This window comes from Alteromonas sp. DY56-G5 (genome assembly GCF_041414725.1).
Lineage (GTDB): Bacteria > Pseudomonadota > Gammaproteobacteria > Enterobacterales > Alteromonadaceae > Alteromonas > Alteromonas macleodii.
The window spans coordinates 36,530-54,002 of sequence record NZ_JANHZQ010000022.1 but is presented as its reverse complement, the minus strand read 5'-3'; the positions used below and the strand labels follow the sequence as shown (position 1 = coordinate 54,002).

The window sequence follows — 17,473 nt, the reverse complement described above, 5'->3', positions numbered from 1 at the left end:
CCTGAATTTTTTCGCTACTTTTGGCAACCGAATATTCCTTCGTGTTGCTAAATAAATTACCTAAGATGCTGTTTTTCATAGTTGATATGTCATCCCTAGGTAATATTGCGTACCAAAGTATTGGATAGTGCCGGTTTGCTCTTCTGATGAGAAATAGCTCTTCGTTGGCTCGTCTGTTAGGTTGTTAACTTGAAATAGTACGCTCCAATTGTCGTTAATCTCGTACGACGCTTGGTAATCAATAACCAATTCTTCATCAAAATTAACCACCTGATCGTTTACCGCTACTTGCTGCGAAACAAATGCGTCGCGATATCGGCTAGACAAGCGAGTTTCAAAACCTTCGTATTCCCAAAACACGGTTAGCGTAGCAACGTTTTCAGAAAGACCTGGTAAGTTAGCGGCATACACGTCATCACCTAGCGTGCGTTGAATTTCACTTTCGGTGTAAGAGTAACTTGCGCTAACGCCTAAGCCTGACCACATACCAGGCAGCATGCTATAAATTTGCGTATAGGCGATTTCTAAACCGCGAATATAGCCACCTTCGGCATTGTTTACGGCTGTGCTGTAGCTACCATTTTCAGTAGGGACGGTAATAAAGATGGGGTCGCCATTTTCATCAAGCGCTAGTTCGGCTTCCTGTCCTGCAAACTCTGGCGTCAAGTAAACCGGCACACTTACGTTATCAGGAATTACAATGCCGTTTGCTTCAAAATCATAAGGCTCTATTTCAATGTCTTCTACGAACGATTCAATGTCTTTATAAAAGCCAGCGACAACTAATGCACCTTCCGTATCTGAGAAATAATACTCCCACGAAACGTCGTATTGAGTTGCATAGAACGGCTCTAGATAGGGGCTGTTGCGGGCGTTACCGCTAACCCTCGCCGTAGGGTTTGAAAGCGTAATTTCGCCCGAATCTCTGTCTTGGAAAGCAGTAACCGGTTCAATAGTCGTTGACGCATTCGCGGCAAAACGGTTTATCGGCGCTCTACCCATCACCTTTGCGGCGGCTACACGAAGTTGTGTGTCGTCTGTAAGTTTAAAGTTGAGGTTAATTGAAGGTAAAACGTCAGAATATTCGTGACTTATCAACGCTGGGCGATAAAAGTTATTGATTAACCCTACGTCGTCGGTAATGTTTTGTGCTCCAGCCGTAGGATCACTAACTTCAACCGATGTTCCGGTCTCTAAATCTTCAATAAACCGAGTAGCACGCTGTAGCGTCGTTGAACTCTGTTTACTTTTAACGTAACGAACACCAACATTACCTGTAACAGGAATACTGCCAATTTCTGTATTAATGTTTGCCATCAAGTAAGCAGAATTCACAGTTTCAAATACATCCCCACTTTCTTGTAGTGTCCATGCTGTTGAAGCAGTGCCTGTTTCTGGAGCGTTAATTACACCGGCAGCACCTGGCCCCCACGTTTGAACAGGCTGTGGCCTACCGTTTGGAAACCAAGCATTAAGTGCACTGTCTAGATCAACGGAAAGATAACTTGGAAAATAACCAAAATCACCGCTCCAATTTACCTCTTCGACCATATCAGAAGTTAACTGAAGTGGCGGTTCGCTGACTGAAAATGCACTGTCATTGCCGTATTCAAACACAGAGCGGTCATTGTTATATTCCCGGTCTGAATAACGATAGCCAAATTCAAAGCCTGAAATGATTGGCACATCGACATAATATTGGAAGTCTACGCGATAGGCGTCTAACTCATCTTTGTTTTCATACGGATAAATGCCGTATTTACTTACCATTACACGGTCTAAGTCTGTAAAAGCATCACTTTGATTAAAACCGATATCAGGTAAGTTTAGTCCGTTGAGCAAATAAGAAATTTGAACGTTTTCGTCGAACACGGGGTTTGCCACTGTCGCGTCTTCGCCAACAAGCGACCACAGTAAACCGTTTCTGAAGTCGCTTTCAGCACTTGAACGGGAGACGTCAAACTGAACCGCTAAATCTGGCGATATCTCCCAATTAGCATTCACGCCTAAGTTGGTAACACTGTCGAAGTCTTGATTGTCGTCGTTTACCAACTCAACACGGGTAAAGCTATTGTCTGTACGAGAAAATGTGCCGCCAATTACGCTCCTGTTAACTACAACAGGGTTAGTTATACCGGCATTTATTCCGCCTAGCTTAACGCGAAAGCCACGGGCAAAGGCTTCGGAATCAAATTTAGAAATGAAAGCATCAGCTTTAAGTGTAAAGGTATCGATAGGTGCCCATTCAAACGCCGCAACGTAACCATCACGAGTCTCTTCCCCGCCCTTGTGCTGCATTTCAAAACCCTCTGAAATGAGTTCACAGTTAGGCGCTATTTCCTCTTCGGTACACTCAGAATTTGTGTAAATCCCGTCTACGTCCGTTACACCATTGTAGGCAAGACCAATGAATTGAGTCGAAACACTCGGTTGGAATAAACGAGCATAACCTAGTGATACACCTAGCGTATCATCAAGGAATTTACCTTGATATGAAAAACTCAGTCTATGTCCATACTCTGTAGCATCACTCACCTCTGACGCTCTATCGTTGTACATGCCACGCATGTTGGCGCTGAATTTATGCTGCTCTTCAATGGCAAGTGGTGATGCAGTTTTAAGTTCTACCGTACCCGCTATCCCCCCCTCAATAAGCGATGCCTTGGGAGATTTATAAACCGCCGCCTCACTAATAAGCTCTGAAGGATACTGATCAAACTCAATTGCCCGGCTTCCGCTGGTCGATACCTGCTCTCTACCGTTTAATGTAGAAAACACAAAGTCACCGGATAGACCACGAATGTTTATCTGCGCGGCTTGCCCCCCGGTTCTTACCGCAGAGATACCCGGCAAGCGGGTCAGTGCATCCGCCATCGACACATCGGGAAGTCCGCCCAAATCGTCTGCAGATATTTGTTCAGAAACCGTATCGGAGAAGCGTTTCTGGTTTAGTGATTGGATCAAGCTGGTACTAAAACCACGTACTTCAATACGCTCTAGGGTATCTTCTTGTGGTCGTTCAACTTCGTCTATTGAGGTGTCTGGTGACTCTTGGGCATAAAGAGGAGCTGCGCTAAACGCGACCCCACTACTTATCAAGGCCGCCATGATAGTGCTGGGTTTGAATGTTTTCATTGGTGTCCCATTCCTTGTTTATTATCGACACTTTTAGGACTACCACACCCAAAAATGCCTCTTATGGTTCAACACCAAATACTACTGTTTTGTATAAAAAGGGAGCAATGCTATGCATACGTATTCATTTACATCGGCGCAACATATTTTTAATTTACCAGTAAAAAACCAGCATAATTGTAACAATTCATCCTTAAAAACGAACAAAGCAGCCTTTTGGCTGCTTTATCCTTTACCTGTTTAGTTAGCTAATGCGTTCGTTCGCAGCACTTCTAACCATATGAAATTATTCAACTCATTGCGCGCTTATACTTTGCAACCATCCCATTTATATACTCGTCATGTGTCGGCAACTTAGCAATAGGCTCTTTTTTGATTTCCAACAACCTTGTTAACATTTGATTTAACTGAACTTCAGGCACACTGTTTACCAAACCGTGATAATCCTTAGGAGTAATCCCCTGACCGTACAAGACCTGTAGCCATGAGCTTTCAAGGAATAGATCATTTTGTTCTCGTAGCAGATTTCCGCTTTCTTTAAACAACGCAATTTTATGTGCTAAGGAATCGGGCAAAGTAATATTTCGCATATCATTGAAAAAGGCGCTATCGGTTCGCTCATTTACGGTGTAATGCAAAACAAGAAAATCTCTGATTTGTTCAAACTCTAATTCAGACTGCTTGTTATATTCCGTTTCCAAGCTCGGTGCAAAGCCGTTGTGGGGAAACAGCTGAATTAAGCGAACAATTGCAGATTGAATGAGGTGAATACTAGTAGATTCAAGTGGCTCTAAGAATCCACTTGATAGACCTACTGCTACTACGTTTTTGTACCACTGCTTACGTCGTCTGCCCGTCGTAAACTTTATCAGTTTAGGGTCACCCAATGGTTTGGTATCTAAGTTTGACAACAAGGTGTCACAGGCCTGATCATCACTGATATAGCGTGAACTATATACGTGGCCATTACCATTTCTGTGTTGCAGTGGGATCCTCCATTGCCAACCCGCATCGTGGGCAATAGAGCGCGTGTAAGGCGCGGTTTTTTCATGTCGCTCAGACGGTACAGCAATGGCACTATCACAAGGAAGTAAGTGAGACCAATCGTCGTAACCAGCGCCCAGCGCTTCCTCTATCAATAGCCCCTTAAAGCCCGTGCAATCAACAAATAAGTCCCCTTCAACCACGTCCCCACTTTCTAAGTGAAGTGCTTGAATAAAACCGCTGTGGGTAAAACGTTGAACACGTGAAATTTTACCTTCTTTGCGTACAACCCCCATATTTTCACTCAGCTTTCGTAAATACTGAGCGTATAAACTGGCGTCAAAATGATAGGCGAAAGGTAGCTCAACGACTGGGTCTTTGGCATTTATCTGCGCAAATCGTCCCGCTTCAGCGGCATGGTAATTTAGGTCAAAATCCCACAGGTCGTCTTTTAGGCCTTGCTGGCGCGCCTTTACCCAATAGTGATGAAAATGACAAAACGCCATGCTTTTGCCCGGCGCACCAAAGGTGTGATAGTAGCTTTCACCCTTCGTTTTCCAATTTTCGAACCGTATAGCAAGTTTTATCGTTGCTTTAGTATCATGAAGAAACTGTGCTTCGTCGATACCTAACACTTGGTTTACTAGGCGTATTGGGGGGATGGTAGCTTCGCCAACACCGACCGTACCAATCGCTTCAGATTCAACCAGAGTAATATCAACTGCTTTACCCAACACCTTTTTCATTAGTGATGCAGCTAACCAACCAGCCGTTCCACCGCCGGCAATCACTACACGCTTTATCGGATTACTATGAGGATCTTGCATAAACTTCTCGCAATTCGTACCAAAAATTTTGAAGGATTCCTTTCATACAAAAAGAAAAGCCACCATTTGCTCTCTCTTTTAGCACAAGCTAAAACAAAAAGCAGCAGGTGGCTTTACACACACGAAGAAATTAGAACTTGTAGTTAAATCCTAGCAAGTAGTTCGTTCCATAAGTTTGGAACTGCGTGATTTGACGGCCGTCAGCCGCTGACGCTTGAATATCATCTTCATCGGTCAGGTTCTGTGCTTGTAAAGTAACACGTAGGCCTTCTAGATATTCGATACCAGACTCGCTAAAGTCATAGCCAATTTGCGCATCAACAAGCGTACCGCCTTGCTTCGTTGCATCAACTAACGCCAAACTAACACCACGTTCTTCAGTTAGGTACTGATCACGTTTTGTTGCCGCAAGACGGAATTCGAAACCAGCATTCTCATAGAAGAAAGTCATACTGTAAGACTCTTCTGATAGTCCAGGAATACGTGTTTCAGTTTGCCCCGGAGCCGCGTCAACTTCACCATCCATAAAGGTGGCACTTGCGAACAAACCGAAGCCTTCAAGTGAATCATGGATCATGTCAAATGGAAGTGAACCTTGTAATTCGTAACCGCGAACAAAGCCTTCGAAACCATCAAGAACACTGCCTACTTGGCCAGTGAACAATACAGGAGTTTGGCCCTCTGAACCTTGGTGAACTTCTGGAATATAGAATTCTGTAAAGTCAGCTACAATAGACGTGCTACGGTGCCAGTTTTTAATGTCTTTATAGAAGAAAGACACAGCAACATAACCCGTATCAGCAAAGTAGTTTTCATAGGCTAGGTCAAACTGGTTAGCTTCAAGCGGACGCAATTCAGGGTTACCAGCACTACCACCCCATGGACCATTTTCAATTTCAGTGCTAGTAATTTGGTTATCGTTGAACGAGAACGTAACCTGAGTATTTGGACGCATGTCATCCATACGCGGACGAGAAATAACTTTACTCAAGCCTAAGCGTACAAACTGCCCCTCAGCCACTTCTGCTGAAAGGTTAAGTGTTGGAAGAACATCTGTGTAATCAGCACCACCAGATACAGGGTTAGCAACAGTAAAGCCTTCTCTATTTGAAGTTGCAAAAAAACCTGTTGACTGCTGGTCGGCACTAACAACTTGAAGACCAACATTACCGCGCACCCAAATATCGCCAACTTCCATTTCCAAATCTAGTTTGGTGTAAAGGGTAAGTAGTTCTTCATCAACGGTGTAAGTATCACCTAAGCGATCGTTTTGAACGCGGCTTGCATCGCTTTCAATGTAATAACCACTTTCGAAAAGACCTAGCGAGTCGTACGCTAACACGCCGTCAATTCCAATAAAGTTAAGGTTCGTTACGCCTAGCACTTCAGGAATAGCAGCATTTCCAGGATATGAAGGCGCTGTTAGGTAAGCACCGTTATTGTCTTTAGATTTAGAGCGGTCAGAATATACAACACCAGCAGATAGGCCAGTTACCACACCCCAATCTACATAGCCTTTAACGTCGAAACGAAGGGTATCAAGCTCTTCTTCGAAAAGCGGCTGGTTTACGAAACCATCCTGTGCGTCAGACTCAAGTAACGGGCGTGCGCCCCATGCTTGCGGACCTGCAAGGCTAATAAGTGTTGGGTCGGTAAGGTCAACTGGTGCAATAGTTGGGTGGTCAGAGAACATTACTCCAGAAGATGTCATTTCCCAGCTACGTGCAGTAATTGGACGGCCTTCAGTACCAGCACGACCTACACCTGAGTAGCTTTCTACATCGATAATTTCTTTTTCAACTTTACCGGTAGAGTAATCAAGCTCTAGTGTCCAAGAGTCGTTGATTTGGTATTCAGCATTAATGCCTACTGTGGTTAGGTCTGCTTCTTGACGACGCGCATCGTTACGAACAACGCTATAGAAACCATCAGAGTAACCACTAGTTACCAGACCGTTTTCAACACCAGTGATTGTGTAAGCGCTTGTACCCCACTCTGCACCGCCTTCTTCAAGACCACGGCGTACATCGTCTTCAACGAAATCGATATAAAGCGCATCAAGTTGAATATTGAGCTTATCGGTAGGTGCCCACTGGACTACAGCGGCAATTGAGTCACGTTCTAGCATTGCTGAACGCTGGAATGAATCGTGACCGCCCAATACAACAGTACCATCAGGAACGTCTACAGTGTCTTGACCATCATAACGACGAGGGTTCCAAAGAGGATTTCCGTTATCGTCAAACGTGTTTTCTGGTGTAGTGTTTACTGTGGCGTAACCCCAACCGCGGAAGTGTTGCTCCTGACGTGGAGACTCCATGCTCGCAACAGTTAGCGCTAAACCAATCGTATCGTCGGCAAATTGATCGACAAAGTTTAAAGAAATGCGATGACCGTCGTTGTCAAAATCTGGGTTTGGAGAGTCTTCAGCATTTTTCTCGAACGTGCCGTTTACGGTAAACGTACTTTCTGCCGTTAGAGGCTTAACCGTTTGAAGGTCAATTGAACCACCTATATTTTGGGTAGTCATGCCCGCTTCTGGTGTTTTGTATACCAGAATGTTTGAAATGATTTCCGTTGGATAAAGGTCAAACTCAACCCCACGGTTATCACCCATACCTAGAAGCTCACGACCGTTCAGTGACGTACCAACGTAGTTCTCGTTAAAACCACGAACAGAGATACCACTTGTACGACCGTTACGACGTTCACCAGTTACACCAGGAAGACGTGCGATTGATTCTGCAATACTGGTATCTGGTAACTTACCAATATCTTCTGCTGATAACGCTTCAACAATTGAAGTGTTATCCATTTTGATTGCTTGAGCACGCTGTAAGCTGCCGCGAATACCGCTAACTTGAATTACTTCAAGATTTGCTTCATCAACAGCATCAGTGTTTGCATCTTGTGCAAATGCTGGTGCACTACCAAACGCCATACCGCCTGAAATAAGCGCAGCTTTAATTAGGTTGGGTTTAAATTGTTTCATAAAACGGGTGTCCCATACGGTTATAGTTGTTGTCTTTTTGTTGTTCTTATGACAATTAAATGACAATACATCTCGTCGGCATAATGCTATAGAGGACCTAGGGTTTGCACAATTGCCTGCATACGTATTCAATAAAATTTGTGCAACACGCCGTTAACAAAGGATATGCAGGCCTTTATGTAATTTAACAACACAATATGGATTATACGGGGCTTTTACGGCAGATAGTTGTAATTTTGTTACATGCATTTCTGCAGAGTTGTTAATAAGCGCGCACAAAAAAGCCCGCTTAAAGCGGGCTTTTATCACAAAATTGTTAAGCGTTAGCTTACCAACCTGTAGTCTCGCGAAGCGCCTTGCCGATTTCAGCAAGTGAACGTACAGTTTTAACGCCAGCGTCTTCTAGTGCTTTGAATTTCTCATCAGCAGTACCTTTACCGCCTGCGATGATTGCACCAGCGTGACCCATACGCTTACCTGGAGGAGCAGTAACACCAGCAATGTAAGAAACAACAGGCTTGGTTACATTAGCTTTAATGAACGCTGCTGCTTCTTCTTCAGCTGTACCACCGATCTCACCGATCATTACGATAGCTTCAGTTTGTGGATCGTCTTGGAACATCTGAAGGATGTCGATGAAGTTTGAACCAGGAATTGGGTCGCCACCGATACCAACACAAGTAGACTGGCCAAAACCTTCGTCAGTGGTTTGCTTAACCGCTTCGTACGTAAGTGTACCAGAGCGAGAAACAATACCTACTTTACCAGGCTTGTGGATGTGACCAGGCATGATACCAATTTTACACTCTCCAGGAGTGATTACACCTGGGCAGTTTGGACCGATCATGCGAACGCCTTTCGCTTCTACGTATTCTTTAACGTAAAGCATGTCTAACGTTGGGATACCTTCAGTGATACATACGATTAGCTCAATACCCGCATCTGCAGCTTCAACGATTGAATCTTTACAGAAAGGCGCTGGTACGTAGATAACTGTTGCAGTTGCGCCAGTTGCTTCTACCGCTTCACGTACAGTATTGAATACTGGAAGACCTAGGTGCTCAGTACCGCCTTTACCTGGTGTTACACCACCAACCATTTGCGTACCGTAAGCAATTGCTTGCTCAGAGTGGAAAGTACCCTGACCGCCAGTGAAACCCTGACAAATTACTTTAGTATCTTTATTAATTAATACAGACATTATTTGCCCTCCGCTGCAGCAACAACTTTCTGCGCTGCATCAGTTAGCGATTCAGCAGCAATGATATCTAGACCAGAGTTCGCTAGAACTTCACGGCCAAGCTCTGCATTGGTACCTTCAAGACGTACAACTACAGGTACTTCTACGCCAACTTCTTTAACCGCACCAATGATACCTTCTGCAATCATGTCACAGCGAACGATACCACCGAAGATGTTAACCAATACCGCTTTAACATTGTCATCAGAAAGGATGATTTTGAATGCTTCAGCTACACGCTCTTTAGTTGCGCCGCCACCAACGTCTAGGAAGTTAGCTGGCTTGCCACCGTGTAGGTTTACGATGTCCATAGTACCCATTGCTAGGCCTGCACCGTTAACCATACAACCTACATTACCGTCTAGCGCAACATAGTTTAGTTCCCACTGAGCAGCATGAGCTTCACGCGCATCTTCTTGTGAAGGATCTTGCATATCTTTCAGCTTAGGCTGACGATATAGCGCGTTACCATCGATACCTACTTTTGCGTCTAGGCAGTGTAGGTTACCGTCAGTTTTGATAACTAGCGGGTTGATTTCGATAAGCGCAACGTCAAGCTCTTCAAACATCTTAGCTAGGCCAAGGAAGATTTGAGTGAATTGCTTGATTTGTACGCCAGAAAGACCTAGAGCAAACGCCATTTCGCGCGCTTGATAAGGCTGAGGACCTACAATTGGGTCGATTTCAGCTTTAAGGATTTTCTCTGGAGTTTCTTCTGCAACAGTTTCAATCTCAACGCCACCTTCAGTAGATGCCATGAATACAACGCGACGGGTTGTACGGTCAACTACTGCACCAAGGTAAAGCTCGTTAGCGATATCTGTGCAAGATTCAACTAGGATTTTGCTCACAGGCTGACCGTTTTCGTCAGTCTGGAAAGTCACCAAATTTTTGCCAAGCCAGTTTTCAGCGAAAGCGCGAATGTCGTCTTTGTTTTTAACTAGCTTTACACCGCCAGCTTTACCGCGACCGCCCGCGTGTACCTGACACTTAACTACCCACTCGTTTCCGCCAATTCGGTCAGCGGCTTCTACAGCACCTTGAGCAGTGTCTGCTGCGTATCCTTCAGAAACAGGCAAACCGTATTCTTTGAATAGCTGCTTACCTTGGTATTCATGCAAATTCATGGTGTTTCTATCCGATTTTTAGTAAGACAAAAGCCGCAAATGCGACTTGATTAGTTTGACTGATATTATAGGGCAAATATCAGCGTTGCGTTAGGCGCAAAGCAAGCATACACAAGCTAAACGCCTAACCACAATTCCGTGAGACGAAAGTCTTATACGTCTAGAAGTAGACGTGTTGGATCTTCTAGCATCTCTTTAACGGTTACCAAGAAACCTACTGATTCTTTACCATCGATAATACGGTGGTCATAAGAAAGCGCTAGGTACATCATTGGTAGAATTTCTACTTTGCCATTAACAGCCATTGGACGATCTTGGATTTTATGCATACCCAAAATAGCGCTCTGTGGCGGGTTAATGATTGGTGTAGACATTAGTGAACCAAACACACCACCGTTGGTGATTGTGAAATTACCACCTTGTAGTTCAGCCAATGACAGCTTACCGTCACGGCCTTTAAGTGCTAGTTCCTTAATTCCTTTTTCAACACCTGCCATGCCTAGTGTGTCAGTATCTTTAAGTACTGGTGTTACAAGGCCACGTGGTGTAGAAACAGCAATCGATACATCGAAGTAGTTGTGATAAACAATGTCATCACCGTCGATAGACGCGTTAACTTCAGGGAAACGCTTAAGGGCTTCGGTTACCGCTTTCACGTAGAAAGACATGAAACCAAGGCGAATACCGTGACGCTTCTCAAAGCTGTCTTGGTACTGCTTACGAAGATCCATGATTGGCTTCATGTTTACTTCGTTAAACGTTGTTAGCATTGCTGTAGAGTTCTTCGCTTCTAAAAGGCGGTTAGCAATTGTCTTACGAAGACGTGTCATAGGAACACGCTTCTCAGTGCGGTTACCTGTTGGTAAGTCTGCAACTGGTGCTTCAGCAGCTGCTGGTGAAGCCTTCGCTGAGCTATCGCCGCCTTTAAGGTACTTCTCTACGTCTTCTTTAGTGATACGGCCATTTTTGCCAGTGCCTTTCACTTTAGCTGCGTCAACACCTTTTTCTGCAAGTAAGCGACGAACAGAAGGACTAAGCGCATCGCTGCTCTCGTCACTGTCATCGCTTTCGCTTGACGCTGCAGGAGCAGAAGCGCCGCTTGCTGCACCTTCTACAAATTTAGCAATCACTTCTTCAGCTGTTACGGTGGCGCCCTCTTCTGCGATAATTTCAGCAAGAGAACCGTCTGCAGGAGCAACAACTTCTAGTACTACTTTATCAGTTTCGATATCAACCAAATTTTGGTCGCGAGAAACTGCTTCACCTACAGCTACGTGCCACGTTGCGATTGTCGCGTCAGCTACAGATTCAGGAAGTACTGGTACTTTAACATCAGATGTTTTTCCAGAAGCCGCTGGAGCCGCATCTGATTTAGAATCGTCTTTCGCTTTGCTTTCTGTTTTAGCTTCAGCTGGTGCAGCAGCACCACCCTTTTCTAGTTTAGCAATAACTTGCTCGCCTAAAACAGTTGCACCCTCTTCGTTTAGGATCTCACCAATTGTACCGTCCGCTGGCGCCACAACTTCTAAAACCACTTTATCAGTTTCAATATCAACCAGGTTCTGGTCTCGTTTAACTGCGTCACCGGCCTTTACGTGCCAGGTTGCAATGGTGGCATCGGCAACTGACTCAGGTAGAACCGGAACTTTTATCTCAATTGTCATTACTGTTCCTTATTTAATTGTGAGTGCGTTTTCAACCAGGGCTTTTTGTTGCTGGTTGTGAACGGATACATAACCTACTGCAGGTGACGAGGATGCATCACGGCCTGCATATGTTAATTTTGCACCATCTGGAATTGCTTGCCAGAAATGGTGTTGGCTACAGTACCAAGCGCCTTGGTTTTGAGGCTCTTCTTGACACCAAACCCAATCTTTTACGTGGCTGTATTGTGCCACAACTTTAGCGCATTCTTCTTGTGGGAATGGATAAAGTTGCTCTAAGCGGATGATTGCAACGTCTGTTTGCTCATTTTTACGGCGTTGGTCTAACAAATCGTAGTAAACCTTGCCTGAACACATAACAACACGCTTTACATTCTTCGGATCGATATCATCAATTTCGTCAATTACGTTATGGAATTTGCCTTCTGCAAGTTCCTCTAACGAAGATACAGCCATTGGATGACGTAATAGTGACTTAGGTGACATTACAATCAGCGGCTTACGCATTGGACGAACCACTTGGCGTCTAAGCATGTTGTAAACCTGAGCGGGTGTTGAAGGTACACACACTTGCCAGTTGTGGTCAGCACACATTTGCAAGAATCGCTCAAGACGCGCAGAACTATGCTCTGGGCCTTGGCCTTCATAACCATGTGGAAGTAAAACGGTTAGACCACACAAACGGCCCCACTTCGCTTCACCTGAGCTCAAGAACTGATCAAATACAACCTGAGCGCCGTTAGCGAAGTCACCAAACTGGGCTTCCCAAATAGTCAGACACGTAGGCTCCGCTGTCGCATAACCATACTCAAATGCCATAACCGCTTCTTCTGAAAGCACAGAGTCGTAAATTTCGATCTCGCCCTGTCCTTCACGAATATGCTGTAGTGGCATATATGTCGACGCATCTTTTTGATTGTGTAACACCGCGTGACGGTGGAAGAAAGTACCACGGCCTGAATCCTGACCAGTAATACGAATATCTTCGCCGGCATCAACGATAGTTGCATAGGCCAAGTTTTCAGCCATGCCCCAATCAAGCATTTTCTCGCCAGCAACCATCGCTTTACGATCTTGGTACAGCTTGTTAACGCGAGACTGAAGTTTGTGCTCTTCAGGAATAGTGGTAATCGATTCACCCAGCTCTTTAAGCTTTTCAACTGACAATGCGCCGTCGTAAGGTGTATCCCAATCGTGACCAAGATACGGAGACCAGTCAACGCTGTGCTCTGTCATTGGACGCCACTCTTCAACAACGCACGCGCCGTGGTCTAGTGCTTCACGATATTCTTCTAGATAGCGGTCTGCATCACGTTGCTCAATCACACCTTCAGCTATTAACTGGTCAGCATAAAGAACACGTGGAACCGGGTGCTTCTTAATTTTTTGATACATCAACGGCTGCGTGGCGTTTGGCTCATCCGCTTCGTTGTGACCATGGCGACGGTAACAAACTAAGTCAATTACCACGTCTTTCTTAAACTTATTGCGATATTCAAGCGCAAGCTGCGTAACAAAGGCTACCGCTTCTGGATCGTCTGAGTTCACATGGAAAATCGGTGCCTGTACCATCTTCGCGATGTCAGTACAATATTGCGTTGAACGGGTATCTTCAGTCTTCGATGTGGTGAAACCAACTTGGTTATTTACCACAATACGAACCGTACCGCCTACAGCAAAGCCGCGAGTTTGCGACATGTTGAAGGTTTCTTGTACTACACCCTGACCAGCAATTGCCGAGTCACCGTGAATAGTGATAGGCAGTACTGTATTCGTGTCATCATTGCGACGCGCAAGACGTGCACGTACAGAACCCATAACTACAGGGTTTACAATCTCAAGGTGAGACGGGTTAAACGCTAATGCTAAGTGAACATTGCCGCCTGGAGTCGCGAAGTCAGACGAGAAACCTGCGTGATATTTCACGTCACCCGCGCCTAGTGAGTCGTCGTGCTTACCTGAAAATTCATCAAACAGCACCGATGGGTTTTTACCCAATACGTTGACTAACACGTTCAAACGACCACGGTGAGCCATGCCGATAACCACTTCTTTGGTACCTGCAGTGCCAGCCTTGGTGATTAAACCTTTCAGCATAGGAATAAGTGCATCGCCGCCTTCTAGAGAGAAACGCTTTGCCCCTGGGAATTTAGAACCCAAGTACTTTTCCATTCCGTCAGCCGCAGTAAGACCTTTAAGAATTCCTAGCTTTTCGTCGCGAGAAATTTCAGGCTTTGCTTGAACAGATTCAATTTTTTGTTGCAACCAGCGTTTCTGTTCAGTATCGGTAATATGCATGTACTCTGCACCGATAGAGCCACAGTATGTGCGGTTTAACGATTTAAACAGTTCACCCAATGGCATTGAATCTTTGCCAATGGCATACGAACCTACATTGAATACTGAATCGAAATCTTGCTCAGAAAGGCTGTGGTGAGAAAGTTCTAAGTCGCGTACACGCTCTTGTTTCCATAGACCTAGCGGGTCAAGGTTTGCGTGCTGATGACCGCGGAAGCGGAACGCATTGATTAACTGAAGAACTTTAACTTGCCTGTCGTCTGAAACATTTGCAGAAGGCACAGACGGACTAGACATGCGGGCGGTTGGCCCTAACGCAGCAAGTTGCCTAAATTGATTTTTAATTGTTGTATGATTGGTTTCTAACTCTACGCCATCGACTTTGGGGAGGTTATCGAAGATTTGTCGCCAATTTTCAGAGACACTTTGCGGGTCTTCTAAATAAGTTTCATACAACTCTTCAACATAGGCAGCGTTGGCACCTGCCATGTGCGAGGAATCCCACCACGCTTTCATCACGCTTTCTTGCATTTAATTTGCCTTGCTACGTTTTATAAAATCTAGTTAACAATCAAGATGTATTATAAGGTTATTCTCAGCATAACCAAGTGTTATAACAGCGAATATATAAAAAAATAGCCATCCTTTTGGGATGGCTATTTAGAGCATCACTATCTGTAACTTTAGGAAGTTATCAGAATATAGTACTAAACAGCCCGTTGTAAAAGCATAGACTTAATTTGGCCTATCGCTTTTGTAGGGTTTAAGCCCTTAGGACATACACTTACACAGTTCATGATACCGTGACAGCGGAATACGCTGAACGCATCATCAAGGTCGTTAAGACGCTCTTCAGTTGCCGTATCACGGCTATCGATAAGGAAACGATACGCGTGAAGTAGACCAGCAGGACCGATGAACTTATCAGGGTTCCACCAGAAAGATGGGCATGAAGTTGAACAACATGCACATAGAATACACTCGTAAAGACCGTCAAGTTTCGCACGCTCTTCAGGTGACTGTAAGTGTTCGCGCGCTGGCGGCTGCTTACTGTCGTTGATTAAGAACGGCTTAATCTTTTCGTACTGTGTGTAGAACTGCGTCATATCAACAACAAGGTCACGTACAACAGGTAGACCTGGAAGTGGACGAACTACTATTTTACCTTTGCCCAGTGCAGATAAAGGAGTGATACACGCAAGGCCATTTTTGCCGTTCATGTTCACACCGTCTGAACCGCATACACCTTCACGGCAAGAGCGACGGAAAGAAAGCGTCGGATCTTGCTCTTTAAGTGCAAGTAGCGCGTCTAGCACCATCATGTCCTGACCTTCCTCTACTTCTAGAGTGTAGTCTTGCATGCGAGGCTTCGCATCTACTTCTGGGTTGTAACGATAAATCGAAAAAGTTAATTGCATGATCGTTGCCTCTCTTAATATGAACGCACTTTAGGCGGGAATGCTTCCCTAAGCTTAGGCGCCATATTCACTTCACGTTTAAGCATTTTATCAGTGTTCGGATCGTAGATGCTGTGGCATAACCAGTTATCGTCATCACGGTCCGGGAAGTCGAAGCGGCTGTGAGCACCACGGCTTTCCGTTCTGAAGTTCGCTGCTACTGCTGTGCTGTACGCGGTTTCCATTAGGTTATCAAGCTCTAAACATTCAATACGCTGGGTATTAAAGTCTGCGCTCTTGTCATCTAGGCGTGCATGGTTAAGACGCTCGCGGATTTCGCCAAGCTCTTTAAGACCATCAGCCATTGCTTCACCTTCGCGGAATACTGAGAAGTTAAGCTGCATGCATTTCTGCAAGTCTTTCTTAATTTGTACTGGGTCTTCGCCCTTACCTTTCTCTGAATTTTCCCAACGATTGAAACGCGTCATCGAGGCTTCAAGATCGGACTCTGATGCGTCGCGCGTTGGTGCCATTTCAGACAATGTCTTACCCAGGTGTAAACCAGTCGCACGACCGAATACAACAAGGTCAAGTAGTGAGTTACCGCCAAGACGGTTCGCACCATGTACAGATACACATGCAATCTCACCACAAGCAAACAGACCGTTAACAACCTTGTCATTACCGTTTTCATCAACTGTTAGACATTGGCCATCAACATTTGTAGGAATACCACCCATCATATAATGACAAGTAGGAATTACTGGAATTGGCTCTTTCACTGGGTCAACGTGTGCAAACGTACGTGAAAGCTCAAGGATACCAGGTAGACGAGACTCAAGAACGTCTTTACCAAGGTGGTCAAGCTTAAGCTTAATGTGAGTACCCCAAGGGCCTTCACAACCACGACCTTCACGAATTTCAGTCATCATTGAACGCGCAACAACGTCACGACCAGCAAGGTCTTTCGCGTTAGGTGCATAACGTTCCATGAAACGTTCGCCGTCTTTATTGAGAAGGTATCCACCCTCACCACGACAACCTTCTGTTACCAATGTTCCTGCGCCAGCGATACCCGTTGGGTGGAACTGCCACATTTCCATATCTTGAACTGCAACGCCTGCACGAAGCGCCATACCAACACCGTCACCGGTATTGATGTGTGCATTTGTAGTAGATGCGTAGATACGACCCGCACCACCTGTTGCAAGTACAACTGCGCGAGACTTGAAGTAAACTACTTCACCAGACTCGATATCAATCGCGGTACAACCAACAACGTCTCCGTCTTGGTTCTTAACTAGGTCGAGTGCATACCACTCAGAGAAAACTTTTGTTTTGTTCTTTACGTTTTGCTGGTAAAGAAGGTGTAGAAGCGCGTGACCAGTACGGTCAGCTGCAGCTGCTGTACGAGCGCCCTGCTCGCCACCAAAGTTCTTAGACTGACCGCCAAAAGGACGCTGGTAGATTTTACCGTTTTCGAAACGAGAAAATGGTAGACCCATATTTTCCATTTCGATAATTGCTTCTGGACCAGTTTTACACATGTATTCGATAGCGTCTTGGTCACCGATATAATCAGAACCCTTAACGGTGTCATACATGTGCCATTCCCAATTGTCTTCGTGTGAATTACCAAGTGCTACAGTAATACCACCTTGAGCAGACACAGTATGAGAACGGGTTGGAAATACTTTTGATAACAGTGCACATGATTTACCAGACTGCGAAATCTGTAGTGCTGCGCGCATACCTGCACCGCCGGCACCAATTACTACTGCATCAAACTCGTGAACGGGTAAACTCATT

At 45.1% G+C, this 17,473-nt stretch carries 9 protein-coding genes; all 9 read right to left on the bottom strand.

Translation table 11 applies throughout. From position 1 onward, the window contains the following. Positions 1-75: 75 nt before the first annotated feature. The 9 genes from NO989_RS12170 to sdhA all read right to left on the bottom strand — a co-directional run bounded on the left by NO989_RS12170 (position 76) and on the right by sdhA (position 17,472). Positions 76-3,135 (bottom strand): TonB-dependent receptor, encoded by a 3,060-nt coding sequence (locus tag NO989_RS12170; protein WP_282763300.1) that lies wholly within the window; start codon positions 3,133-3,135, stop codon positions 76-78. 290 nt (positions 3,136-3,425) lie between these two features. After that, positions 3,426-4,946 (bottom strand): tryptophan halogenase family protein, encoded by a 1,521-nt coding sequence (locus tag NO989_RS12165; protein WP_278345771.1) that lies wholly within the window; start codon positions 4,944-4,946, stop codon positions 3,426-3,428. A 130-nt stretch (positions 4,947-5,076) separates the two neighbouring features. Then, positions 5,077-7,938, bottom strand: coding sequence for a TonB-dependent receptor (locus NO989_RS12160; RefSeq protein WP_278345770.1), 2,862 nt, complete (start codon positions 7,936-7,938; stop codon positions 5,077-5,079). A gap of 328 nt (positions 7,939-8,266) precedes the next feature. Then, entirely contained in the window at positions 8,267-9,139 is an 873-nt protein-coding gene (gene sucD, locus NO989_RS12155) for a succinate--CoA ligase subunit alpha (protein WP_012518366.1), read from the bottom strand. Further along, on the bottom strand, positions 9,139-10,305 hold the full coding sequence (sucC, locus tag NO989_RS12150; protein WP_014949450.1) for an ADP-forming succinate--CoA ligase subunit beta: 1,167 nt from the start codon (positions 10,303-10,305) through the stop codon (positions 9,139-9,141). The genes sucD and sucC overlap by 1 nt, the downstream gene beginning before the upstream one ends. 152 nt (positions 10,306-10,457) lie before the next feature. Further along, positions 10,458-11,969, bottom strand: coding sequence for a 2-oxoglutarate dehydrogenase complex dihydrolipoyllysine-residue succinyltransferase (gene odhB / locus NO989_RS12145; RefSeq protein ID WP_371342649.1), 1,512 nt, complete (start codon positions 11,967-11,969; stop codon positions 10,458-10,460). A gap of 9 nt (positions 11,970-11,978) precedes the next feature. Continuing rightward, entirely contained in the window at positions 11,979-14,798 is a 2,820-nt protein-coding gene (locus NO989_RS12140; RefSeq protein WP_371342648.1) for a 2-oxoglutarate dehydrogenase E1 component, read from the bottom strand. Between the two features lie 176 nt (positions 14,799-14,974). Further along, on the bottom strand, positions 14,975-15,685 hold the full coding sequence (locus NO989_RS12135; protein WP_012518362.1) for a succinate dehydrogenase iron-sulfur subunit: 711 nt from the start codon (positions 15,683-15,685) through the stop codon (positions 14,975-14,977). Positions 15,686-15,699: 14 nt separating this feature from the next. Continuing rightward, complete coding sequence (sdhA, locus tag NO989_RS12130; RefSeq protein WP_159120329.1) at positions 15,700-17,472, bottom strand: succinate dehydrogenase flavoprotein subunit; 1,773 nt, start codon at positions 17,470-17,472, stop codon at positions 15,700-15,702. Between the last annotated feature and the right edge of the window lies 1 nt (position 17,473).